This is a genomic window from Candidatus Accumulibacter contiguus, assembly GCF_036625285.1.
Taxonomy (GTDB): Bacteria; Pseudomonadota; Gammaproteobacteria; order Burkholderiales; family Rhodocyclaceae; genus Accumulibacter; species Accumulibacter contiguus.
In genome coordinates this window covers 653,092-676,233 of the sequence record NZ_JAZKUC010000002.1, presented here as the reverse complement: position 1 = coordinate 676,233, position 23,142 = coordinate 653,092, and the positions used below count along the sequence as shown (strand labels likewise).

The window sequence follows — 23,142 nt, the reverse complement described above, 5'->3', positions numbered from 1 at the left end:
TAGGCGTGGTCGAGCACGTCCCGTCGATAAATCTTGTCGTACAGGAGGTAGAACCGGTACTCGGGTTCTTCCTTCGCTTTGGCATGTAACGCGGTCCGCAGTTTCTGAACGCTGATCGGAGTTTGCAGGTTGCCCAATCTCGTGTCCCTTCCCGCTTCTTGCGTTGGTCTTGAACTGAGGCCCCTTTCCTCCATCGGCATTACCCGACTTCATCGGTACTACGGGCCTCTCCGCCACCCCATCTCGCCCAGCCTGTCCCTCGCGGGCGTCCGGTTGGTCTTGCGATTGACCACGGGATGGGGCTTCCCGTGTTGCGTCTGCCTTCCTCTTCCACACATGCCGTCACCAATACCCCGGCGGAACCACAGACTGCGTTTCGCTCGCATTCGCCTGTGACATCGGCCTTCCCCGTATTCACGCCGGGTCGGCTTCCGCATCACACTTTTTCGAGGCCTGCTCAGTGTTCAATCAAATTACGGCCCGCATGTTCGCCGAGTTCCTTACAGAACCCTCTACACCAGAGGCTTCAGCCGCTTCGTTACCTCCACGACTGCTCCAGTTGCTACCGGCCGGAGCGAAAGTTGCCGGGCGGGTTTCGCACCCGCTGGAAGACAGCGCCTTTGCACGGCGCACGCGAATGAAAGTGTTGGTCGAAGTGCCTGGTTCGATGGAGATGCGTTGACATCGGTGACCACCCCTCCCCCCTTGTGGGGGAGGGGTTGGGGGAGAGGGGATCATCGTTGCACACGAATTCGTCAAATATTCGTCAAATCCTTGCGAAAGCACATAGCCAGAGCCGTAAGTCTGCTCTGCTGGCATGCGAGGGCATGGACGCCCCCTCTCCCCCAAGCCCTTCCACGGCCCGCGCTGCATCGCGGGCCGGCTGCGGCGGCGCGGAGCAGTGCTCCGCGAAACCCCGCCTTCGCCCCCCGCAAGTCTCCGCAGCACCCTATTCGCTATTCGCTATTCGCTATTCGCTATTCGCTATTCGCTATTCGCTATTCGCTATTCGCGAATCGCTTCCGCCCAGCAATTGGGCGTTTCGTAGAGGCGCAGGCGCTCGAGACGCAAGTGCTTGCCATAGTTGTCCCGATAGACCGCGTCGAGAATCGAGAAGGCTCTCTGCGCAAGGTTTTCAACAGTCGGCACACAATCGAGCAGCACCGTCTTGTGTCCCGACAAGGAGGCCAGAAAGCTCACCACCGGCAGGTCGCCGGCATAGACCAGGAAGGCATGATCCCAGGCATCGACCAGATGCTCGCAGGCCAGGGTCTTGACTTCGGAAAAATCCATCACCATGCCGTTGGCCGGGTCGCCGTCGTGGCGGATGATGTCGCCGGCAAGCGTAATCTCGATCGCATAGCGGTGACCGTGCAGATGCCGACATTGACTCTTGTGGTCAGGTATGCGGTGGCCGGCGTCGAATTCGAGGCGGCGGGTGATCAGCATCGGAAGGGCACCGGAAAAGGACGTCCGATTATAACACCGCCGCTCCCGGCACCTGCGGCGGCGGGACCGGGGAACCGGGGTGTGATTCGGGACCCCAGTCGGCCACCGGAAGTCAATGCCCAAATCCCATGATCAAGCCACCCATTCAGTCAGGTAACGAACATTCCGGTCAGGTCTGATCGGTGCATTACCCCGGCAGATTGGGCAGACCGGACCAGATCGCGCTGAGGTTGCTGAACTTCCATTTCTCCGGGTCTTCGATGTTGACGATCTTGTAGGCAGCATCCGCGTGCGCGAGGTCGATGACGGTCGGCAAGATGCGTTCGTTCGAGCGTGTCGAGAAGAAGACCTTGACCTGTGGGCGGAGCAGCGAGTGACTGCCCTGCTCGGTGACGACGCCGAGTCGGCCACAACTCAGTCGCACCAGCGTGCCGATCGGGTAGATACCGATGGTCTTGACAAAAGCCTGAAAGACCCTGGGTTCGAAATGACCCTTGGTCCATTCGTTCATCCGGCGCAGCGATTCGGCCGGGCACCAGCCGGCCTTGTAGGGCCGATCCGAGGTGATTGCGTCGTACACGTCGCAGACCGCGCCCATTTTGGCAAACAGGCTGATGTCGTCACCTTTCAGGCGTTTCGGGTAGCCGGAACCATCGGTCTTTTCGTGGTGGTGAAGGACCACATCCAGCGCGATCGCGTCGGCGCCGTGGCCCTCGAGCAATATCTGGTGGCCTTTTTCCGGATGCGATTTCACGAGAGTGAACTCCGCGTCGGTCAGTCTGCCCGGCTTGTTGAGGATCGCGGTCGGGATCAACGCCTTGCCGAGGTCGTGCAACAGCCCCGCCAGGCCGGCAGACTGCGTCTGCTGTGGATCGAGGCCAAGCTGTCTGGCAAGGGTAACCATCAACCCGCAGACAGCCACCGAATGCATGTACGTGTAATTGTCAGCAGTCTTCAGGCGCGCGATGCTGACCAGGGCGCCTGGGTTGCGGCTCATCGAGTCCGAAATTTCATCGACCAGTCGTTGCGCGCCCACGCTATCGATCGCCTTGCCCATGCGCGCTTCTCCGAACATCGCGGTGATTGCCTCCCGCGACCTGGTGACGATCCTGGCCGCGCGGGCAAATTCGACCCCACTGCTGACGGATGCAGTCTCACGTTTCTTGCTGGCCGTGCTGGCCAGTTCAATATCGACCTCGGCCACGGACTCGGCGACCGCGACCGGCGAATCATCGGGCGCCAGATCCAGTCCCTTTGCGCAATCAATCCAGACCTCGGTGATGCTGCTCGCGCGAATACTGGCGAGATCCTTCGGATCGGTGATGACGAATGCCGAGCGCCAGAACGGATGTTCCATCCAGGAACCGCAGAAGTCCTTGAGGTACATCCCCAGGGTGAGCTGTTGGACACTGATTCGCTTGAGCATGAAGTCTCCTGACAGAGGGAATTCGATGACACTACTTCGGCAGCAGCAGACGAAAAACCGCACCACCGGCATTTTCAAGCCGGATTTCGCCCTGCTGGCCGGCGTTCTCGTGCATTTCTGCAATGCGTCTGGCCAGCCGGAGGCCGAGTCCGGTACCGTTCCTGGTGACCGGCGTCGCCGCGCCGGTCACATCTTCGAGCACCTCCTGGCGATAACCGTTGCCATCATCGCGAACCAGGAACTCGAGAAAACCGCCACGTTCGGCAACCTCGATAACGATGCGCGCCCGCGCATGCCGCCCGGCGTTGTGCACGGCGTTGGCCAGCACCATGCGCACGACGGCTTCGTCGTAGAACCACAGTGTCGGCGCCTGCGAACAATCGAGGTCAACGGGACAGCCTCCCTGGACGATGGCATCCTCGACAAACTCTGCGGCAAGATCGGCCGGAGCGTGCGCGTCAATGTCCAGGGTGAGGCTGCCGACGTCCGAGCGGTAATAGGTGAGTAGCCGTGTCAGCGTATTCGACGCCTCGATGGTCTCGCGCAGGGTATCTACGTCGCCTCTGGCTTCGGCGCGACCGGCCAGTTTGGCGAGGCGGTTCTTGACATCGTGCAGAGTCAGGGCAGCGATTTCAGCGAAGCTCATGAGGTGGACTCCAGGGAAAACTTGCGCTGCTCCTGGCAGCGATGCCGGCGATCACGATTCGGAATCGACGAATCATTTCAAATCGGAAAGATGCGATTGTCCGGGCTAACTCCACATCGAGCAATGCCCTCGTGATCGTTTCCGCGTGCTTTGTGTATAGTGTGCCAGGCAAGCATTCCAGCGGCAGGCATCCGCATGCAGATTTCATGGCAAGGAGGGCGCAATGCTCAGTACCGATGACAATCACCAGGAGATTCGCGACGCCATCCGCGACCTCTGCCGCAACTTCCCGGACGAGTATTTCCGCAGGATCGACGAGCAGCGCGCTTATCCCGAGGCCTTCGCCGCCGCGCTGATCGGTGCTGGCTGGCTGGCGGCAATGATTCCCGAGGAGTACGGCGGCTCCGGCCTGGGGCTGACCGCGGCGAGCGTGATCATGGAAGAGATCAACCGTTGCGGTGGCAATTCCGGCGCCGTGCATGGCCAGATGTATAACATGGGTACGCTGCTGCGGCACGGCAGCCCGGCGCAGAAGGAACAATACCTGCCGGCGATTGCCGCCGGGAAACTCCGCATCCAGTCGATGGCGGTGACCGAGCCGAGCACCGGTTCCGATACGACGAAGATCAGGACTACCGCCGAAAGGAAGGATGGCCGTTATCTGGTCAATGGCCAGAAGGTCTGGATTTCGCGCGTGCAGCACTCGGATCTGATGATCCTGCTGGCACGCACCACAGCGCTCGCCGAGGTGAAAAGGAAATCCGAAGGGATGTCGATCTTCATCGTCGACCTGCATGACGCCATCGGCCACGGTCTCTCGGTGCGACCGATCGCCAACATGGTCAACCACGAGACCAACGAACTGTTCTTCGATAATCTCGAAATCCCCGCAGAGAACCTGATCGGTGACGAGGGCCAGGGCTTCCGCTACCTGCTCGACGGACTCAATGCCGAACGGGCCTTGATCGCCGCAGAATGCATCGGTGATGGCTACTGGTTCATCGATCGCGCGACGCGCTACGCCGGCGAGCGCATCGTTTTCGACCGGCCGATCGGCATGAACCAGGGGGTGCAGTTCCCGATCGCCGAGGCCCTGATCGAGATCGAGGCGGCCAACCTGATGCGTTTCCAGGCCTGCACGCTGTTCGACGCGCAGCAAGCCTGCGGCGCGCAGGCCAACATGGCCAAGTACCTCGCTGCCAAGGCCTCCTGGGAGGCGGCCAACGTCTGTCTGCAGACCCACGGCGGCTTCGGTTTCGCCAGCGAATACGACATCGAGCGCAAGTTCCGCGAAACGCGCCTGTATCAGGTCGCACCGATCTCGACCAACCTGATCTTCGCCTACGTCGCCGAGCATCTGCTCGGGCTGCCACGCTCGTTCTGAGCGCTGGAGGATATCGCCATGCCTCCCTCGAGGAGGCTTGCCATGCGAATACAAACTCGTGCTTGTTGAATCGGCAATACTTAGGCATCATCCACAGCCATATCACCATCATCCACGCACCGTTCACGCCATGCGAAACAACCAACCCGTTACCAGGATTGAAACGGTCCTTCCCGAAGGCGAGTTCATCTACTCGCGCACTGACCTCAAGGGGGTGATCGAGGAAGCGAACGAGGCTTTTGCCGCCATCAGTGGCTATACCCGCGAGGAAATGACCGGGCAACCGCACAATATGGTCCGTCACCCGGATATGCCGGAAGCCGCTTTCGCTGACCTCTGGACCGACCTCAAGGCGGGTCGACCATGGCGTGGCCTGGTCAAGAACCGTCGCAAGGACGGCGGTTTTTACTGGGTGGTCGCAAATGCATCGCCGGTTCGTGAAAATGGCCAGATAGTCGGCTACCAGTCGGTGCGCGCACGCCCGAGTCGCCAGGAGATCGCGGCAGCCGAGGAGGCTTATCGACGGATCCGCAAGGGCGACCGCTCCCTACGCATCCGGCACGGTCGGGTAGAACGTGTGCTGCCTGTGGTGGTCGATTGGTTCGCCAGCTTGCCGACGCAAATGCTCCTCATGGGCCTGCTGGCGGTGCTTCCCGGGGTCCTGGAGCTGACCGCGGAATTGATCGGCGGGCGACCGCTGGGGCATGTGCAAACCCTCTTGACCGCTGTTGCCGCGCTTTATGCCTTGTTCTTCCTGTTCTGGGTGACACCACGGGTGTTGCGCGATCTCCAGGCCACGGCCAATCATCTCGATTCGGTGCTGTCAACCGGCGATCTCAAGACACGACTCGACATTCCCCGTCGCGACATCGTCGGGCGCATTGCCCACCTGGCCGACAAGTTTGTTGCCGCGGTGCAGGCCACGGTCCAGGGTATGGCGGACACCGCCAAACAGGTCAACGCCGCCAATAACCAGGTGCGTGCCGGCGTGCTGAACGTCAACCAGTCGGCGATCGTGCAAAGCGACGCCACCTCGGCTTCGGCGGCAGCCGTCGAGGAGGTGACGGTGTCGATTGGCGAAGTGGCGGCGCATGCCGCCAGCACCGAGGCGGCGGCCCACAAGGCCGGTGAGGTCGCGCAAGCCGGCGAAGAGCTGTCGCTACGCGCCAGCCAGACCATTCTTGCGCTGGCCGAAACGGTGAAAGCGTCGGCACAGCAGGTGGAGTCGCTGGGCCAGCGCTCGGAGGAAATCAGCCGCATCGTCGCCGTCATCAAGGAAGTGGCCGACCAGACCAATCTCCTGGCACTGAACGCCGCGATCGAGGCAGCACGGGCGGGGGAGGCTGGACGCGGCTTTTCGGTCGTCGCCGACGAGGTGCGCAAACTCGCGGAGCGGACAGGCAAGGCAACCCACGAAATCAGCTGCATGATCGGCAGTATCCAGAATGAAACCAAACAGGCGGTGGAGTGCATGCGCAACGGCGCGAACGAGGTCGATGAGAGCGTCCGTCTGGTTCAGGAAGCCCGCCAGGCCCTGTGTGGCATCAACGAGCAGATGCGGACCACGGTGAGGATGGTGAGCGAAATCACGCACTCCTCAAGCGAGCAGCGGGCAGCCATGACCGAACTTGCGCAAAATGTCGAGCGCGTTGCCTCGATGACCGAGCAGAACGTATCGGTGACCAGAGAAGCCGGAGCAATGGTCGACGTGCTGACCGCAACGGTGACCCGCATGCGCAAGGCGGTTGGGCAATATCAGGTGTAATACCTCTCATCAGACCAGGCTCAGGTTCGCGACCTGCTAGCCGTTGTCGCTCCGGGCGTCGCAACCAGGATTGACTGCGGCTGCAATCGTCAGCGATACTCATACTTTGGTGCTGGATTTCCTGTCCTGTGAGTTTTCTGATTCACCTATCGGTCATGACTTTTCCAGGCGCCCTGATCATGAAGGTCAGGACCGTTTCCCTCTCCCCCGACCACTCCTCACCCGCGAGGGGAGATCCATGGAGAAATACAAAATCAACAGTCTGCCAGTAGCTGCCGAGAACTGTCCAAAACCACTCGCGCTGGCGAGCGCGTGCCTGCTGCTGATTGCCGGTTTCTCGGCGTGGGTTGGTACCCCCGCACTGGCGATGCTCCAGCTTCTCGTGTCACTGCCCCCACAACAAACATGGCTGATCTCCATCGTTCTTGGTGTTCTGGCCCTCGTCCTCTTATGGCGAATGCGACATCGCATCGCCGAGTTCGTCAGCAAATGTGCGTCGTTTTCGGCAAAAACTGACGAACGCTACTGGGCTCTGGCGTGTTGCATCCTTGGTGTGCTTTTACGTTTGGCGTGGGCTCTGGCCTTTCACGGTGAACCCGTATCAGATGGTGCCGTCTATATCAAACTTGCGAGGCGTTTGCTTGCTGGGCAATCCTACGCGATCGGAGATAATCGCGCCTATTGGCCTCCAGGCTATCCCTTCTTTCTTCTGCCTTGGCTGGCCACCTTCGCAAACGTCAGGGTTGCCATCCTGGTCAGCAATGTGTTTCTCTTCCTGGCCGGTGCGATGGGTGTGCGCGCCTTGGCGCTCCGCCTGGCTGGGCCAGCCGGTTCACGCATGGCAATATGGTTGTTCGCGGTCTGGCCGAACCTGGTGACGCATGCCAGCGTTCCCGGCAAGGAGGTGATTCTAGCGGCTCTGTTGCCATGGGTGCTTTGGCTGGCCATCCGAGGTGACGACGGTGTCCACTGGCGGCCTGCTTGGCAAATGGTTTGCGGCCTCTTCATTGGCGCAATCACGCTGGTGCAACCCGCGATGCAACTATTTCCCGCGGTCATCTTGATCTTCTGGGTGTTCGCGACACGCCGGCTCTGGCAAGCCTTATTGGGAACCTGCGCACTATTGATCGGTATGGCTGCCGTCATTTCCCCCTGGACGGTGCGCAATTACGAGGTATTTGGTCAGTTCGTGCTGGTGTCTACCAATGGAGGTTTTGGTCTCTATGGAGCCAACAACCCTCGCGCCAACGGCGGCTACTACGAATACTGGAGCGACGAGCCTGTATTCCAGATGGCCGAGCTGGAAGCCGACCAGGAAGCGAAACGTCTGGCCCTTGCCTGGATTCAGGCACATCCCCTGGACTTTGCGATTCTGGCGACCAAGAAGAGTGCGCGCTTTATGGGTGACGATGCCGAGGGTGCCTACTATAGTATCAAGCGCGTCCGCGCCGAAGCGCCAAGCTGGGTCTATCCACTGGCCAAGGCCTTGTCAAACGCTTGGTGGCTGGCCTTCTGGGCGCTGATCCTGGCCTCCACGATGGAACTGCTCCGCCGGCCAGTGCCCTTTACCCTGAATGAAGTGTTGCTGGTAATGAGCTTTGCTTATTCGTTCCTGATGCATATGATAGTCGAGAGTTCAGGCCGATACCACATTCTGCAGCTTGGCATTTTGTGCGTTCTATTACCGATACTGGGCCAAGCGGTAAGCCGACCCAGGCTGCCGAGCAACGATGCCCGTGTCCCTGCCACCTAACGGTCATGACTTTTCCAGGCACCCCCCGATCATGAAAGTCATGACCGTTTCCCTCTCCCCAACCCCTCCCCCGCAAGTGGGGAGGGGAGGTTCGTGAGTCGCTGACGCGACTTTCACATTAATTCGGCAACAGGAAGAATCCAACATGACTACTCCCAGCCCTGATGCAGCGCATGTCTACGATACCCTGTTCTATAAATATCAGCGCGAAGGTGCCGCCAGATCGGCGCTCGGTGTGCTGCCGCTCGTGATCGGCCCCTTGCGCTTGCGCAGCGTTCTTGACGTTGGCTGCGGTGCAGCAGCCTGGCTGGCAGGGTATCGCGAGCTGGGTGTGCCGGATTTGTTTGGAGTGGATGGCGACTACGTAGATCGCAACATGTTGTTGATCGATACGGATCGCTTTATTCCGAAGGACATCACCAAATCGTTCGACCTGGGACGGCAATTCGACCTGGTCCAATGCCTGGAGGTTGCCGAGCACGTCCCGAGGCAAACCAGCGACCAACTGATCGACAACATTACGAGACACGGCAAGCGGGTACTGTTTTCCGCCGCGGTGCCGGGGCAAGGTGGTGAAAACCATATCAACGAGCAACCTTATAGTTTCTGGCGCGACCTTTTCGAGGCGCGCGGTTTTTCCTTGTTCGATTTTGTTCGGCCCCGGATTGTCGGTAATCCGTCGATTGAGACCTGGTACCGCTATAACATCCTATTCTTTGCGCACCAGTCGGTTGTACCGGATCTTCCGGCGGAAATTGTCGCCCACCGCATCTCCCCATCTGCCGCGATAGCGGACTATTCGCCCATCAGCTATCGCCTGCGCAAGATGATCCTGCGTTCACTGCCCGAGCATGCGGTATCCAAGCTGGCGGTGATGAAACACAAGCGTGCGGTTCGTGCGCTCGCCCAGCGGTGAGTTCGCCGCATGCTGGAGTGCTGATCGCGTTGCTGTCCGGCACCCTGTGCGCAGCCGCAGGCCAGATGCTTTTCAAGGTGGGTGCGACTGGGCGGGAGTCCTTGGAGTCATTCTTCAATCACTGGATCTTGTCGGGCTTGGCCTTGTACGGTCTCGGCACGCTGCTTTGGATATTTGCGTTGTCCCGCTTGCCTTTGACCGTCGTCTATCCATTCACGGCACTGACCTTTGTCCTGGTGTACCTGGGTGGGGTTCTGGTGCTTGGCGAACAAACTTCGCTGCGAGCGGTGTCGGGCGTGCTGTTGGTAATGCTTGGGCTGTACCTGATCTCCTCCGCACCCTGACACAGCCGCAAGCCATATTCTGAAGGTGACCTAGATGACTGTTCCATGCGCTGATGCCGTTCCCGTCCTGGCACTGGTGGTGCCTTGCTACAACGAACAGGAGGTGTTCCCTGAAACTCTTAAGCAGCTGCGAGCACTGCTTGCCGGCCTGGTCGCCGCCGGCCAGGTGCGGGCGGAAAGTCGAATCTGGTTTGTCGACGATGGCAGTCGCGATGCCACCTGGTCACTCATCGAATCCGCGGCACGTGATCCGAGCACCTTGGTCTGTGGCATCAAGCTTTCCCGCAACCAGGGGCATCAATTTGCGTTGTTGGCCGGGCTGATGCATGCCCGTGGCGACATTCTGGTCAGTCTGGATGCTGATCTCCAGGACGATCTGGCCGTCATCCCACAAATGATCGAGCACTACCGGGATGGGGCAGACATCGTCTATGGCGTGCGGTCGGCGCGTACCACCGATACTCTCTTCAAACGCCTTAGCGCCGAAGCCTATTACAAACTCCTTCGTCGCATGGGCGTGGAAATGGTGTTCAATCATGCCGACTACCGCTTGATGAGTCGCCGCGCCATTGAGTCCCTACGGCGATACGAAGAGAGCAACCTCTTTCTGCGCGGCCTGATTCCTCTGCTCGGCTATCGCAGTGCCAAGGTCGAATACGCGCGCGCTGTACGCTTTGCCGGCGAATCCAAGTACCCGCTGCGGCGCATGATCGCCCTGGCCTGGCAGGGGGTAACATCGTTCTCTGCCGTTCCATTGCGGACCATCACTGCACTAGGGCTGCTGGTCTCTTTGCTGAGTGTCGGAATGGGACTGTGGGCGCTCGGTGTGCGTTTGCTCAGCGACAGCGCCGTGCCGGGATGGGCATCGATCGTGATTCCACAGTTCTTGCTGTCGGGTGTGCAACTGCTCTCTCTGGGCGTCATCGGTGAGTACCTGGCCAAGATATTTCACGAAACCAAGCGAAGGCCCCGGTATTTGATAGACACCATCGTTGGTTCGGCCAGGGCGGAGGGGGGACAGGACGAGTGGGACTCCGTGGAAAAGGGTACCCGCGGGGGGCATATGCCGGCAGCACACCCCTGACCAGGATTTCAAGATGATCCACGCCGTATCTGCAACGGATCACAGACCAGAACCCATCGCGGTCTGATTGGCGCTTTCGGTCTTCATTTGGAACAGCCCGTTCGATTCGATGAAGGCAATGATCTCGGTCAACCCCTGCCCCGTCTTCATGTTGCTGAAGACGAAAGGTTGCTCGCCGCGCATGCGTCGGCTGTCGCGCTCCATCACCTCCAGCGAAGCGCCAACCAGCGGTGCCAGATCGGTCTTGTTGATCACCAGGAGGTCGGACTTGGTGATCCCCGGCCCGCCCTTGCGCGGGATCTTGTCACCGGCGGCGACGTCGATGACATAGATCGTCAGGTCGGAGAGTTCCGGGCTGAAGGTCGCCGCGAGGTTGTCGCCGCCGGATTCGACGAGAACGATCTCGATGTCCGGGAAAGTCGCCGTCAAGCGGGCGACGGCTTCGAGGTTGATCGAGGCATCCTCGCGAATCGCGGTATGCGGACAACCGCCGGTTTCGACACCGAGGATGCGTTCCTGCGGCAACGCCGCGTGCTGTACCAGGAACTTCGCGTCTTCGGCGGTGTAGATGTCGTTGGTCACCACGCCGAGGCTGTACCGGTCGCGCAGCGCCAGGCACAGTGCCAGGGTGAGTGCAGTCTTGCCGGAGCCGACCGGGCCTCCGATGCCGATGCGCAGGGCGGGACGTCGATGCATGTGAATTCGCTTTCTCTCAGGATCGGAAAAGTCTCGAATACTGGGTTTCGTGGCGGCTCGACGCCAGGGCCAGACCGGGAGCAAAGTTGCTCCAGCGCTCTTCGGGCAGTTCGAGCGCCTGCTGCACTACCGCTGGCAAGCGGCCACCCAGAGCCAGGAGGATGCGCTGCCCGGCAGCCTGGCCGAGCGGCACAGCCTTGAGCGCCGCCATCATCTGGTTCTCGCACCAGGACCATAGATAAGCGGTCAGTGAATCGACGACGGCGATTTCCCAGGCGGCAGCGGCCAGCGCCCAGCCGACCGGGAAAGAGACTTCGGGGAGCGCATCGAAGACTTCTGGCAGCGCGAAATCGTCCAGCTCGTGCAGCAGGCGACGCAGCGAATAGCCCATCTGCACGGTCTCGGCACGCAGCTCGGAGGACTCGCGGCTGGCCAGGAAATCGGCGTTGAGGCGCTCGACTTCGCGCTCCTCAGCGGCGGCCCAGGCCCGCTGCAGGCAGGCGGTCAGCGGTGCTTCAAAGCGCCCGACGCCGTGTTCGAGCAAGCCGGTGATCCATTCCAGTGCCGTCGCCTGATCGTGCACCAGGCCGGCTTCGACAGCCCATTCGAGCCCTTGCGAATAAGTGTAGGCTCCCACCGGCAGTGCCGGGCTGGCGAGCTGCAGCAGGCGAGGCAGAGCAAGACTCACCTGAATTCGTGAATTTTCGCCGGCGAGCGATGCGGGCCGTGGCCGGGATGGTGCGCATCGCTCGTCGCTCCGGGACGCTCCAGGCGGTAATCATGGCCGTCGTGACCGCCCGCGTGCGCGTCGCCGTGCGCATGCGCGCCATACGCCCCCCCTTCCGGATCGAATGGCGCCTCGACCTCGCTGACCACACAACCGAGACCCAGCAACATTTCGGCGAGAACGTGATCCGCCTGAATAAGCAGGCTGCGCTCGCCAAGCTGCACCGGCACATGCCGGTTGCCGAGATGATAGGCGGCGCGGATCAATTGCAGGGGGTCACCGGCGCAGACTTCGAGCAGCGCTTCCGGCGCAGCCTCGACGGCGACCACGCGGCCATTGCCGGTAAGCAATCGGTCGCCATGGCGCAGCACAGTACCGGCCGGAAAGACATAGCCCATCTCCTCGCCGCTGGCCAGGGTGACGCGCTGCCGGCTCTTGCGGCGGGCGTCGTACGGCAATACCAGGCGGTCACAGGCGGGCGTCTCGCGGTCGGCGAAGGATTCGGCAAACAGCATGCTCAGAACAGAAAGTAACGCTGCGCCATCGGCAGCACGCTGGCCGGTTCGCAGATCAGCAGTTCGCCGTCGGCGCGAACGGCGTAGGTTTCAGGATCGACTTCGATCTTCGGCGTCGCGGCGTTGTGGATCATGTCGGACTTGCAGAGTGTGCGCGTCTGGCGAACGGCAAAGAGCGGCTTGGCGAGTCGCAGCGCGACGAGTTCCGGATGCTCGAGCGCCGCCTGCGAAACGAAGGTCACCGAGGTCTTGCGCGCACCGCCGAAAGCCCCGAACATCGGCCGATAGTGCACCGGCTGCGGCGTCGGGATCGAGGCGTTGGCGTCGCCCATCGCAGCCGCAGCGATCATTCCGCCCTTGAGGATCAAGGATGGCTTGACGCCGAAGAAAGCCGGTTTCCAGAGCACCAGATCGGCGAGCTTGCCGACCTCGATCGAGCCAACGAGATCGCTGATGCCGTGCGTGATCGCCGGATTGATGGTGTACTTGGCGAGGTAGCGCTTGACACGGAAGTTGTCGTGCGTGGCCTCACTTTGCCCAGTCGGCGGCGGCAGCTGGCCGCGCTGTACTTTCATCTTGTGCGCTGTCTGCCAGGTACGGATGATCACTTCGCCGACGCGTCCCATCGCCTGCGAATCCGACGACATCATCGACAGCGCACCGAGGTCGTGCAGGAGGTCTTCGGCGGCGATTGTCTCGCGGCGGATGCGGCTTTCGGCGAAAGCGACGTCCTCGGCGATCGCCGGGTCGAGGTGGTGGCACACCATCAGCATGTCGAGATGCTCATCGATGGTATTCACCGTGTACGGCCGCGTCGGGTTGGTCGACGAAGGCAGGACATTGGCCTCGCCGACGGCACGCAGGATGTCGGGCGCATGCCCGCCACCGGCACCCTCGGTATGAAAGGTGTGGATGGTGCGCCCCTTGAAGGCGGCGAGCGTCGTTTCGACGAAGCCGGATTCGTTGAGTGTGTCGGTGTGGATCGCCACCTGCACGTCCATCTCGTCGGCCACCGCCAGGCAATTGTCGATCGCCGCCGGGGTGGTCCCCCAGTCCTCGTGCAGCTTGAGACCGATGGCACCGGCGCGCACCTGTTCGCGCAGCGGTTCCGGCAGCGAGACGTTGCCCTTGCCGAAGAAACCGAGGTTCATCGGGAAAGCGTCGGCCGCTTCGAGCATGCGCTGGATGTGCCAGGGTCCCGGCGTACAGGTCGTGGCGTAGGTACCGGTGGCCGGTCCGGTGCCACCGCCGAGCATGGTCGTCACCCCCGACATCAGTGCTGCATCGATCTGCTGCGGGCAGATGAAATGGATGTGGCTGTCGATGCCGCCGGCGGTGACGATCATTCCCTCGCCGGCGATGATCTCGGTGCCGCCGCCGATAGGGATGGTCACGCCCGGCTGGATGTCCGGATTGCCGGCCTTGCCGATGCCGGCGATGCGGCCGCCCTTGATGGCGATGTCGGCCTTGACGATTCCCCAGTGGTCGACGATCAGCGCATTGGTGATCACCGTGTCGGCGACTTCGGCAGCCGACTTCTGGCCTTGCCCCATGCCGTCTCGGATCACCTTGCCACCGCCGAACTTGACTTCCTCACCGTAGATCGTGAAATCGTCCTCGACGGCGATCCATAGCTCGGTGTCGGCGAGACGTATGCGGTCGCCGACAGTTGGACCGAACATTTCGGCGTAGGCCTGCCGCGAGATTTTGACGCTCATGACCGAATCCTCATGGTAATTCCCCCATCACTAGGGCCTGGAAGCCATAGACTCGGCGCTCGCCGGCCAGCGCCACCAGTTGCACGCTGCGCGTCTGACCGGGTTCGAAGCGCACTGCGGTACCGGCGGCAATGTCGAGGCGGAAACCGCAGGCCGCGACGCGGTCGAAAGCCAGCGCGGCATTGGTCTCGGCAAAGTGGTAATGCGAGCCGACCTGAATCGGCCGGTCACCGGTATTGGCGACGCTCAGGCGGATCGTTGTACGGCCGGCGTTGCCCTCGATCTCGCCGGCCTCGATTCGCATTTCTCCGGGAATCATCGTTCAGGTCCTCAAATGATCGGGTGATGTACGGTGACCAGCTTGGTGCCGTCCGGGAATGTGGCTTCGACCTGGATGTCGTGGATCATTTCCGGCACGCCTTCCATCACCTCGCTACGACTCAACAGCGTCGTGCCGTAACTCATCAGCTCGGCAACCGTGCGACCATCGCGAGCACCTTCGACGATCGCGGCGCTGATCAGTGCCACAGCTTCCGGGTAGTTGAGCTTCAGACCACGCGCCCGACGTCGTTCGGCGAGCAGCGCGGCAGTGAAGATCAACAGCTTGTCCTTTTCTCTTGGCGTCAATTCCATGCGTCTTCCTTCTTGCCTTGCTCGCGAGGCGGCTGGGGAATACCGTTCGCGAGCAATTACCAGTTGGGCTCCCGTTCAGGCGTTGCCGTGATCTTGTGGATCGAGAGGTCGGCACCATTGTATTCCTGTTCCTGATCGAGACGCAGGCCGACGGATGCTTTGAGGAGGCCATACACCAGGCAACTGCCGACCAGGGCAATGGCGATGGCCAGTCCGGTCATCAGCAGTTGCGGCATGAAGGAGACGCCACCGACACCGCCGAGCGCCCGGCTGCCGAAGATGCCGGCGGCGATGCCGCCCCAGGCGCCGCAAAGACCATGCAGAGGCCAGACACCGAGGACGTCGTCGATCTTCCAGCGGTTCTGGGTCAGAGTGAACATCATCACGAACAAGCCGCCGGCGACACTGCCGACGAACAGTGCTCCGATCGGGTGCATCACGTCGGAGCCGGCACAGACCGCAACCAGACCGGCGAGTGGACCGTTGTGCACGAAGCCAGGGTCGTTCCTGCCCGCCACCAGGGCAACCAGGGTACCGCCGACCATCGCCATCAGTGAGTTCATTGCCACCAGGCCGGAGATCTTGTCGATGGTCTGCGCGCTCATGACGTTGAAGCCGAACCAGCCGACGGTCAGAATCCAGGCGCCAAGCGCCAGAAACGGGATCGACGACGGCGGGTGCGCGGAAATCCGCCCTTCCTTGGTGTAACGCCCATGGCGCGCGCCGAGCAGCAATACTGCCGGCAGGGCGATCCAGCCACCCATCGCATGCACCACGACCGAACCCGCGAAGTCGTGGAATTCCTCGCCATAGTGGGCTTTCAGCCAGGCCTGGAGGCCGAAGGCCTGGTTCCAGGCGATGCCTTCAAAGAAGGGGTAGATGAAGCCAACGATCAGAAAGGTCGCGGTCAGTTGCGGGTAAAACCTGGCCCGCTCGGCAATGCCACCCGAAACGATCGCCGGGATTGCTGCCGCAAAGGTAAGCAGGAAGAAGAACCGTGTCAGTTCGAAGCCGTTTTTCTGCAGCAGCGTCTCGGCGCCGGCGAAGAAATGGATGCCGTAGGCGATGCTGTAACCGATGAAGAAATAGGCGATCGTCGAAACCGAGAAATCGGTCAGAATCTTCACCAGCGCGTTGACCTGGCTCTTCTTGCGTACCGTTCCCAGTTCGAGAAAGGCAAAGCCCGAATGCATCGCCAGAACCATGATGCCACCGAGCAAGATGAAGAGAACGTCACTACCAGACTTGAGTACTTCCATGGCTCCTCCGGAAAATCGGGTCGAAGCCATCAAGCAATTTCTATTCCATGGTCAGGCAACGCCTGGATTCAATGACTTGCGCCAATTCCCGGCAAGCTCATTGCACCACTATGGTGCGGGAATTCTCTTTGATGCACCGTAACGGGGATCTGATGCACCAGCTTGCACCATGTTTGGCCTATTTTGGTGCGGCGCCCGGCGGCAGGAGTACCCACATCTGTCCTTGCTGTTTCATGCGACCGGCCTGATTGCCGGCTTGCGCACCGAAGCCCCAGAATAGATCGGCGCGCACGACGCCGCGAATCGCGCCGCCGGTATCCTGTGCCAGAACGAGACGGCGCAGCGGTGTTGTCGAATCGGGCTGGCTGGTCGACAGGAAGACGGGCGCGCCGAGTGGCGCATAGCGGGGGTCGACGGCGATGCTACGTTCCGGGGTTAGCGCTACGCCGAGAGCGCCGCTCGGGCCGTCACTGCCATTGATCGGCTGTTCGCGAAAGAACACATAACTCGGGTTGGCGTTCAGGAGGTCGTTGACCCGGCCCGGATTGGCGCGCGCCCATTGCTTGATGCCTGCCATCGAAGCCTGTTCGAGGCTCAACTCGCCGCGATCGACGAGCACCCGCCCGATCGACTGATAGGGGTGGCCATTCTGGTCGGCGTACGCCAGGCGTACCGTTTGGCCATCGGGCAGCCTGACGCGCCCGGAGCCCTGCACCTGCAGAAAGAACAGTTCAACGGGGTCGTCGACGTACAGCAGGACGCGGTCGAGGTAGTCCTTTTCATGGGCGGTGATTTCCGCACGTGAAAAATAGGGAACCACCCTGTTGCCTTGCAGGCGGCCGCGCAGGCGCATGTTCTTCAGATCCGGCAGAACCGCGCCGAGGTCGATGTTCAGTAGATCGGGCGGCACGCCGAGCACCGGCTGCAGAAAGGGCTTGGCACGCGTCCGCGCGCCGTGCAGCAGCGGTTCGTAGTAGCCGGTGATCAGCCCACTCGTCGTGGCGTCGGGATTGGTCAATAGCCAGGGCTGGAAACGCGACTCGAAGAAGCGGCGGATGCCTGCCGTCGCCGCTCCGTTCAGACCGCGCGCCTCGTCACAGACCGCTTGCCATTGCGGCCACTGCGGCCGCTTGGCGAGCGCACGGCACGATTGCAGGAAAGCCGGCCAGGCGGCAGCCAGGTCATCGTCGTTCCAGCCCGGCAGATCGCTCCAGCGCGCGGCCTGTAACGGCTTGGCGGCGGGCTGGGGCGTGCTCGCCGGCCCGGCCGCGGCGCAGGGTGGACAGGCTGGGCAACTGGGGGGCGCAGCACAGGAGGCGCCGCTCGGCGCAAGCGTCCCACAAGCGCTGAGCAACACCGCAAGCAGTGCGGTGACGACGACGAAGAAAGACCGTGATTGGCTTTTGTGCATGGTTTGGCTAGAGTGTCGGGTTCGTCAACCTCTGAAGTATACTGGTCATGCTGTCCTCTGTCCGATGATCGACTCTTTCCGACAAATTGCGCGTTTCCTCGTCCGCGCCGAGCAGTTCCTCGATCGTCTCGAGCCCTTGCTGCCGCCTGCGTCACCGTTTCCGGACTGGGCTGCGGCCTGCGCTTTCCGCTGGCGAACCCGCCGCGGCGCAGGTTTTCTGCAGCCGATCACGCGCCTGCCCGTGATCAGGCTCGGCGACCTGCAGGACATTGACGAGCAGAAAGCGCGCATCGACGCCAACACGCGCCACTTCGTCGCCGGCCAGCCGGCCAACAATGTACTGCTCACCGGTGCGCGCGGATCGGGCAAGTCATCGCTGATCAAGGCGCTGCTCAACGAATACGCACCGCAAGGACTGCGCGTGATCGAGGTGGAAAAGGGCGACCTGACCGATCTGCCGGATATCGTTGAACTGATCGATGGACGCCCGGAGCGCTTCATCGTCTTCTGCGATGATCTTTCCTTTGACTCCGGCGATGCACGCTACAAGGCGCTGAAGGTCGTTCTCGACGGTTCGATCGCCGCGGCGCCCGAGAATGTGCTGATCTACGCCACGTCGAACCGGCGGCATCTGATGCCCGAATATTTTGCCGAAAACCTGGAGAGCCGGCGCGTCGGTGAGGAAATTCATCCCGGCGAAGCGATCGAGGAAAAGATTTCGCTGTCCGAGCGCTTCGGTCTGTGGATTTCCTTCTATCCATTCGACCAGGAGGCCTATCTCAAGATCGTGGCGCATTGGCTGCAGTCCTTTGGCTGCGCCCGCGACGAGATCGTTCGTGCCGAGCGCGATGCGCTCAACTGGGCGCTCGAACGCGGTTCGCGCAGCGGACGCGTCGCCTGGCAGTTCGCCAGGGACTGGGCCGGCCGGCAACTCGCTGTGCCGGATCGCCAGAGGCGACCGCGCAGCGCGCCGTCCACCTCGCCAACGACCGCGCGCAAGCGCTCGCGGAATGTCGCTTGAGCCGCCGCAGGGGGCGATTAAGCGCCCGATGACCCAGGTGACCGAAGTGGCGGCGGCAGTGATGCTGCGCGGCGATCCGGCGGCGCCCGAGTTTCTGCTGGCGCAACGTCCGCCCGGAAAGGTTTATGCCGGCTACTGGGAATTTCCGGGCGGCAAGATCGAGCCTGGCGAGACGGCGCGCGCGGCGCTGGTTCGTGAACTGCAAGAAGAACTCGGCATCACCGTCGAGCAAGCCTGGCCATGGGTCTGTTGCGAATTCAGCTATCCACACGCGACGGTTCGCCTGCGCTTCTTTCGCGTCAACACCTGGCACGGCGAACTGGCGGCGATCGAGCACAGCAACCTGGTCTGGTTGCCGGCCGGTGCGGCGGCGAGCGTCGCACCGATCCTGCCGGCCAACGCTCCAATCCTGCGCGCGCTGGCGCTGCCGTCGCTATACGCACTGAGCAATGCCGAGGAGTATGGCGTGGCGGCCGAACTGGCGCGGCTGCAGAACGCGCTGTCGAACGGACTGCGCCTGTTCCAGGTGCGCGACAAAACGCTGCCGCCAACGCAGCGGCACGCTTTTGCGCGCCAGGTCGTGGCGCTGGCGGCCAGGCATGCGCAGGTGGTGGTGCTGATCAACGACGACCAGGAACTCGCCCGTACGGTCGGCGCCGGGGGAGTGCACCTCTCGTCGCAGCAGCTCTGGCAGATCGAACGGCGCCCGGATTTCGCTCGCGTCGCCGCCTCGTGTCACGGCGCTGCCGACCTGGCACGCGCCGCCGGACTGGGACTGGACTTCGTCGTCCTCGGCCCCTTGCTGCCGACGGCCAGCCACCCCGGAACAGCCGGCATCGGTTGGTCAGCGTTCGCGCAGCTCGTCGAACGCTCGTCGTTACCGGTCTATGCGCTGGGCGGCTTGCAGCCCGAGATGCTCGAAACCGCGAGGAGCCGCGGCGGACACGGCATCGCGCTGCTGCGCGGCTGGCGGTAGATCAGTGGTAAAAGTCGCGCCAGCGAATCAGGAACGGCTGAGAATCTGCACGCTGCGCGCCACCACGGGGGTGCTGATCTCGCGCATGTGGGGAGCAAAGGGGGCCTGCGTGCTGCTGTCGCAGATCTGCTGCCAGCCCCCTGCCGGCAGCAGGAAGGAAGCCTGGTTGTCGTCGCGGTTGATCAGGCATAGCAAGGTTTCGCCATCCTGTGCTTTGCCCACGGCTGGCCGGTCGGGGGCGAGTTGCAGACCGAAGGTGCCCAGTTTTTTCGACTCCCAGTCGGCGTGGCGCATCGGTCTGCCCGCAGGATGCCACCAGACCACATCGGGCTGCCCGTCGACCATCGCTTCGCCGGTCAGCCAGCGGTGTTGCCGCAAGCAACTGGTGCCCGCCCCACCACGGCGAATAGCCTGCCGCATCGATGCGCGACGGCCCTTCAAGCAGCGGCCAGAGGGCCTGGTGCAGGCGGTACATGGCCACCGGCAGCAGGTAGCAACACCGAGTACACCGCCGACAACCGGCGCCACCACGAGGCGCCGGCTTGAGCCGAGTGCCTCGGGACCAGCGAGAACGACTCTGGGAGTTATGCGCTCCAGGGCCCGCGAGCCGCAGTCAGAGGGTATTGCGCCAACAACTATATGTGCATACAGTTGTTGGCATTTCGAGTGCTCGACCCCAATCCCATGCCTGCCCCCTGCGCGCCCGCTCGCACTGCTGTCTATCGCCGTCGCCGGCCCGAACGTACCGTGCGCTATCGCACCGTGCAGACGCCCCTCGCCACCTGGCTCGAACTCCCCTGTGACCGTCAGCAGGGCGCTGGCGGTGGTCCGGCCCATGTCGAGCGGGAGCTCCGCCGCTCTCTCGACAGCGGGATTCTCGCGCATGGCTTTGCCCGCGCTCGATGCGCCCAGTGCGGTCACGCTTTTCTCATCGCCTGGTCATGCAAAGGTCGTGGCGTCTATCCCGCTTGTAACCCCCGGCGAATGGTCGAAACCGCTGCCCATCTGGTTGACCCCATTTTTTTGCGCCTGCCGGTCTGCCAGTGGGTGCTGTCGGTTCCCAAGCGCCTGCGTGATCCCCTCGAACACGATCCGGCGATCGAGACGCTGGCGTTGCGCATCAACGTCCAGTCGCGAGAACCAAAACCTTAGCAAGGGGAAAAGGTGGCGCCGGCCGAGGGTGTGCCGAAATCGGCCCACCCTCGCCCGCTCAGACCCTCACGGCCCGATCGCCACGGCGCCGACGCGAATCGTCCCGCCGCGCACCGAAATCCCGCTGGCTGTCGTGTTGATGCGCACATCGCTGTTCTTCAGAACCGCGCCCCCGCTCACGTCGACGACACCGACATCGACCTGGCCCGGCATGTCGGGCGTGGACTGCGACTTCTTCTTGCCGAAGAAGCTCTTGCTGCTCGACGTGCCGCCCTGCATCCCCTCCGCCCGGAGGTTGACGGCCGTCGCGTCGATCGCGATCCGACTGTTTTCGATGCGCGGAGCGGAGGCTGAGGCGAGGACGGACTCCGGTAAGGCCAAGAGCGCCAGCCACAGGGTGCAGCACCCGAACACACCACGTAAAGCGTTCATTTCACGCATTTTCATCTCCTGAAAAGGGTTGCGACCGACGCCATCTGCGCCAGTCTGCACGCACGCTAGCCGAGCTCCGTGGTACCCGCAGCCAACGGCGTTGGTGGCAGGGTCGCGCGCGGGCGCGCCCAATGGGCTCCGTGTTAACCGTCGCCGCGTGCGACTCCCTGTTCCGGAGGTCCCCCATGTGCCTGCCTACTGCTCTCTGCCGTCGCGCTGCGGTCTCCCCGCTCCCGCGACCCGGTGTCTTGCTGATTGCCCATGCGCCGCTGGCGCAGGCTTTCGTGTGTGTCGCCGAGCACGTTCTCGGTCGCGTCGACCGTCCGCTGGCGGCGCTCGATCTCGCCGCCGACGATTCCCGCGAACACGCCCTGTTGGTCGCCCAGTCCCTCGCTGCCGCAATGGGCTGCGGCGAACTGCTGATCCTCGTCGACATCCACGGCGGCCCCTCGCCGTGCGCGGTCGCCCAGCGTCTGTGCCAACTCTGGGGACCGCGGGCGCGCCTGGTCGGCGGCCTCAACGTCGCGATGCTGCTCACCGCCCTCGAATGCACCGACGGCGAGGTCGGGCGGCTCGCCGAGGAGGTCGCCGAGGCGGCCCGGATCGGCGTCTGCAACGGCGGCCTGTCCTGATCCCTTCCGGGCGCGCCGCGCGCGCCCGGGTCGAACCCGATGCGGCGTGCGGCCCTGCCGCTCGCCGCTGACTCACTGTCTGGGAGATTGAAATGAACGTCCCCGTGCTCGTTTTCTCGCTTACTGCCTTGCTCTCGGGTTGCGCCAGCTATCGCCACAGCGCTCCCCTGCACCCTCCTGCCGGCGATCCGCGCAGTCCGCCCGTGATTTCCGAGTTGCAGCCCGAATTCCGCTGGCAACCGCAGGCCAAGGCAAATGTGACTTACGATCTGGTCGTCCTGCGCGCCACCGCGCTGTCCCGAGGTCCACGCAGCGACTGCACGCCGGAGACGTCGGCCGCCGGCGCCAGCACCGCCGTAGCCGCACGCCAGGGCGAGCATCGCCCTTGGCCTTTCTTCGAACGTCCCGTCTATCTGCGCGAGCGCTTGCCGGAGGCCCGGCATCGCATCGACCAGGACCTCGAACCGAATACCGCCTACCTGTGGTCCGTGCGCGTGCGCGACGGAGACCAGGTCAGCGGCTGGGCGTGCCACGACTATCGCACCCTGCTGCGCGCGGACTCGCTGAGTGTCGAACGGGCGGGGCTGGGCGTCCGGGTCTCGTTTCCCCTTGGAGCATTGTTGCCGAAGGACGCCGACGCGTTCTTCAGCTTCCGGACGGCCGCACGGCCGGTGCCGGTTGCAAACGCCAGCCAATGAGCCAAGCGCCGGTTCTCGCAATTTTACGACCAACAGCATTGGCTGCACGGATTCCGCGGATGGGTACAGTGACCGTAACGGGCCATTCCGGCTCGTCAACCCCAGTCAGAAAGGAAATGCCATGAAAGCGATTCACCCCCTGCTTCTCTCCCTCTTCGCCGTCGTCTTCGTCCACTCGGCCTTCGCCGCTTCGGCCAGCGCGCCGACCATCTCGGGTTCGAACCTGCGGATGAGCGGGGACGTGGTGGATACGAGTACCACCAGCGTCCAGGGCAATAGCGCCGGCGCTTCGGCGAGCGGTTCCTACAAGGTGTTCAAGGCGAAAGCGAGTGCGAACAAGAGTACGGAATCGTTGCACGCCGAGACGACCGCCGGTGGTGCCTTTCTCGATGGCAACACCAAGGTCCTGGGCAGCACCGTGGATCTGAAAGGAACCGTCGCCAATTCAAGCAACAGCGGCGGCACGGTGCAGGCCGGCGTGCTGCGCACAACGTCGCAGTAACCC

The 23,142-nt window shown here is 62.6% G+C and carries 25 protein-coding genes; 12 read left to right on the top strand and 13 right to left on the bottom strand.

The window, feature by feature from the left end; translation table 11 throughout:
- Positions 1-1,005: 1,005 nt before the first annotated feature.
- From queD to V5B59_RS21625, 3 genes are all read right to left on the bottom strand, one after another.
- Entirely contained in the window at positions 1,006-1,449 is a 444-nt protein-coding gene (gene queD / locus V5B59_RS21635; protein ID WP_169071414.1) for a 6-carboxytetrahydropterin synthase QueD, read from the bottom strand.
- Positions 1,450-1,636: 187 nt separating this feature from the next.
- Positions 1,637-2,875: an HD-GYP domain-containing protein gene (locus V5B59_RS21630; RefSeq protein ID WP_169071415.1), complete on the bottom strand. Its 1,239-nt coding sequence runs from the start codon at positions 2,873-2,875 to the stop codon at positions 1,637-1,639.
- Positions 2,876-2,906: 31 nt separating this feature from the next.
- Positions 2,907-3,521, bottom strand: coding sequence for a sensor histidine kinase (locus tag V5B59_RS21625; RefSeq protein ID WP_034920138.1), 615 nt, complete (start codon positions 3,519-3,521; stop codon positions 2,907-2,909).
- 223 nt (positions 3,522-3,744) lie between these two features.
- Here V5B59_RS21625 and V5B59_RS21620 point away from each other — a divergent pair, with 223 nt between their 5' ends.
- The 6 genes from V5B59_RS21620 to V5B59_RS21595 all read left to right on the top strand — a co-directional run bounded on the left by V5B59_RS21620 (position 3,745) and on the right by V5B59_RS21595 (position 10,767).
- Entirely contained in the window at positions 3,745-4,905 is a 1,161-nt protein-coding gene (locus V5B59_RS21620; RefSeq protein WP_169071416.1) for an acyl-CoA dehydrogenase family protein, read from the top strand.
- A gap of 130 nt (positions 4,906-5,035) precedes the next feature.
- Positions 5,036-6,670 (top strand): methyl-accepting chemotaxis protein, encoded by a 1,635-nt coding sequence (locus tag V5B59_RS21615; protein WP_169071417.1) that lies wholly within the window; start codon positions 5,036-5,038, stop codon positions 6,668-6,670.
- A gap of 70 nt (positions 6,671-6,740) precedes the next feature.
- The gene (locus V5B59_RS21610; RefSeq protein ID WP_169071418.1) at positions 6,741-8,423 is read left to right on the top strand and encodes a hypothetical protein; all 1,683 of its coding nucleotides are present in this window, start codon (positions 6,741-6,743) and stop codon (positions 8,421-8,423) included.
- Positions 8,424-8,568: 145 nt separating this feature from the next.
- The gene (locus tag V5B59_RS21605; RefSeq protein WP_169071419.1) at positions 8,569-9,339 is read left to right on the top strand and encodes a methyltransferase domain-containing protein; all 771 of its coding nucleotides are present in this window, start codon (positions 8,569-8,571) and stop codon (positions 9,337-9,339) included.
- Between the two features lie 17 nt (positions 9,340-9,356).
- Complete coding sequence (locus V5B59_RS21600; RefSeq protein ID WP_288131450.1) at positions 9,357-9,683, top strand: EamA family transporter; 327 nt, start codon at positions 9,357-9,359, stop codon at positions 9,681-9,683.
- A gap of 34 nt (positions 9,684-9,717) precedes the next feature.
- On the top strand, positions 9,718-10,767 hold the full coding sequence (locus V5B59_RS21595) for a glycosyltransferase family 2 protein (RefSeq protein WP_169071420.1): 1,050 nt from the start codon (positions 9,718-9,720) through the stop codon (positions 10,765-10,767).
- Positions 10,768-10,806: 39 nt separating this feature from the next.
- On the opposite strand, the gene ureG is transcribed toward V5B59_RS21595, so the two are convergent.
- The 8 genes from ureG to mltA all read right to left on the bottom strand — a co-directional run bounded on the left by ureG (position 10,807) and on the right by mltA (position 17,726).
- Positions 10,807-11,463, bottom strand: coding sequence for an urease accessory protein UreG (gene ureG / locus V5B59_RS21590; protein WP_169071421.1), 657 nt, complete (start codon positions 11,461-11,463; stop codon positions 10,807-10,809).
- 16 nt (positions 11,464-11,479) lie between these two features.
- Positions 11,480-12,151, bottom strand: a complete 672-nt coding sequence (locus V5B59_RS21585; RefSeq protein WP_169071422.1) for an urease accessory protein UreF — start codon at positions 12,149-12,151, stop codon at positions 11,480-11,482.
- Positions 12,148-12,705 carry an urease accessory protein UreE gene (gene ureE / locus V5B59_RS21580; protein WP_169071423.1) on the bottom strand — a complete coding sequence of 186 codons (558 nt, stop codon included), beginning with the start codon at positions 12,703-12,705 and terminating at the stop codon, positions 12,148-12,150. Before ureE ends, V5B59_RS21585 begins: the two co-directional genes overlap by 4 nt.
- Before the next feature lie 2 nt (positions 12,706-12,707).
- Positions 12,708-14,423, bottom strand: coding sequence for an urease subunit alpha (ureC, locus tag V5B59_RS21575; RefSeq protein ID WP_169071424.1), 1,716 nt, complete (start codon positions 14,421-14,423; stop codon positions 12,708-12,710).
- A 10-nt stretch (positions 14,424-14,433) separates the two neighbouring features.
- The gene (locus V5B59_RS21570) at positions 14,434-14,742 is read right to left on the bottom strand and encodes an urease subunit beta (RefSeq protein ID WP_169071425.1); all 309 of its coding nucleotides are present in this window, start codon (positions 14,740-14,742) and stop codon (positions 14,434-14,436) included.
- Positions 14,743-14,753: 11 nt separating this feature from the next.
- Entirely contained in the window at positions 14,754-15,056 is a 303-nt protein-coding gene (locus V5B59_RS21565; protein ID WP_034916943.1) for an urease subunit gamma, read from the bottom strand.
- A 56-nt stretch (positions 15,057-15,112) separates the two neighbouring features.
- The gene (locus V5B59_RS21560; protein WP_169071426.1) at positions 15,113-16,315 is read right to left on the bottom strand and encodes an ammonium transporter; all 1,203 of its coding nucleotides are present in this window, start codon (positions 16,313-16,315) and stop codon (positions 15,113-15,115) included.
- Between the two features lie 178 nt (positions 16,316-16,493).
- Positions 16,494-17,726 (bottom strand): murein transglycosylase A, encoded by a 1,233-nt coding sequence (gene mltA / locus V5B59_RS21555; RefSeq protein WP_332352316.1) that lies wholly within the window; start codon positions 17,724-17,726, stop codon positions 16,494-16,496.
- A 64-nt stretch (positions 17,727-17,790) separates the two neighbouring features.
- Here mltA and V5B59_RS21550 point away from each other — a divergent pair, with 64 nt between their 5' ends.
- Both V5B59_RS21550 and V5B59_RS21545 read left to right on the top strand, forming a co-directional pair.
- Complete coding sequence (locus V5B59_RS21550; RefSeq protein WP_169071428.1) at positions 17,791-18,747, top strand: ATP-binding protein; 957 nt, start codon at positions 17,791-17,793, stop codon at positions 18,745-18,747.
- A gap of 28 nt (positions 18,748-18,775) precedes the next feature.
- On the top strand, positions 18,776-19,723 hold the full coding sequence (locus V5B59_RS21545; protein ID WP_169071335.1) for a Nudix family hydrolase: 948 nt from the start codon (positions 18,776-18,778) through the stop codon (positions 19,721-19,723).
- Positions 19,724-19,750: 27 nt separating this feature from the next.
- Here V5B59_RS21545 and V5B59_RS21540 read toward each other — a convergent pair whose 3' ends face one another.
- Positions 19,751-20,101 (bottom strand): hypothetical protein, encoded by a 351-nt coding sequence (locus tag V5B59_RS21540; RefSeq protein WP_332352315.1) that lies wholly within the window; start codon positions 20,099-20,101, stop codon positions 19,751-19,753.
- 306 nt (positions 20,102-20,407) lie between these two features.
- Here V5B59_RS21540 and V5B59_RS21535 point away from each other — a divergent pair, with 306 nt between their 5' ends.
- Positions 20,408-20,875: a transposase zinc-binding domain-containing protein gene (locus V5B59_RS21535; protein ID WP_332352314.1), complete on the top strand. Its 468-nt coding sequence runs from the start codon at positions 20,408-20,410 to the stop codon at positions 20,873-20,875.
- A 66-nt stretch (positions 20,876-20,941) separates the two neighbouring features.
- Here the strand turns inward: V5B59_RS21535 and V5B59_RS21530 are convergent, their stop codons facing one another.
- On the bottom strand, positions 20,942-21,316 hold the full coding sequence (locus V5B59_RS21530) for a hypothetical protein (protein ID WP_332332622.1): 375 nt from the start codon (positions 21,314-21,316) through the stop codon (positions 20,942-20,944).
- Between the two features lie 176 nt (positions 21,317-21,492).
- On the opposite strand from V5B59_RS21530, the gene V5B59_RS21525 reads away from it, so the two are divergent.
- The 3 genes from V5B59_RS21525 to V5B59_RS21515 all read left to right on the top strand — a co-directional run bounded on the left by V5B59_RS21525 (position 21,493) and on the right by V5B59_RS21515 (position 23,139).
- Positions 21,493-21,939, top strand: a complete 447-nt coding sequence (locus tag V5B59_RS21525) for a PTS sugar transporter subunit IIA (RefSeq protein WP_332332623.1) — start codon at positions 21,493-21,495, stop codon at positions 21,937-21,939.
- 92 nt (positions 21,940-22,031) lie between these two features.
- Positions 22,032-22,637: a hypothetical protein gene (locus V5B59_RS21520; RefSeq protein WP_332332624.1), complete on the top strand. Its 606-nt coding sequence runs from the start codon at positions 22,032-22,034 to the stop codon at positions 22,635-22,637.
- Between the two features lie 121 nt (positions 22,638-22,758).
- Complete coding sequence (locus tag V5B59_RS21515; protein ID WP_332332625.1) at positions 22,759-23,139, top strand: hypothetical protein; 381 nt, start codon at positions 22,759-22,761, stop codon at positions 23,137-23,139.
- Positions 23,140-23,142 lie beyond the last annotated feature (3 nt).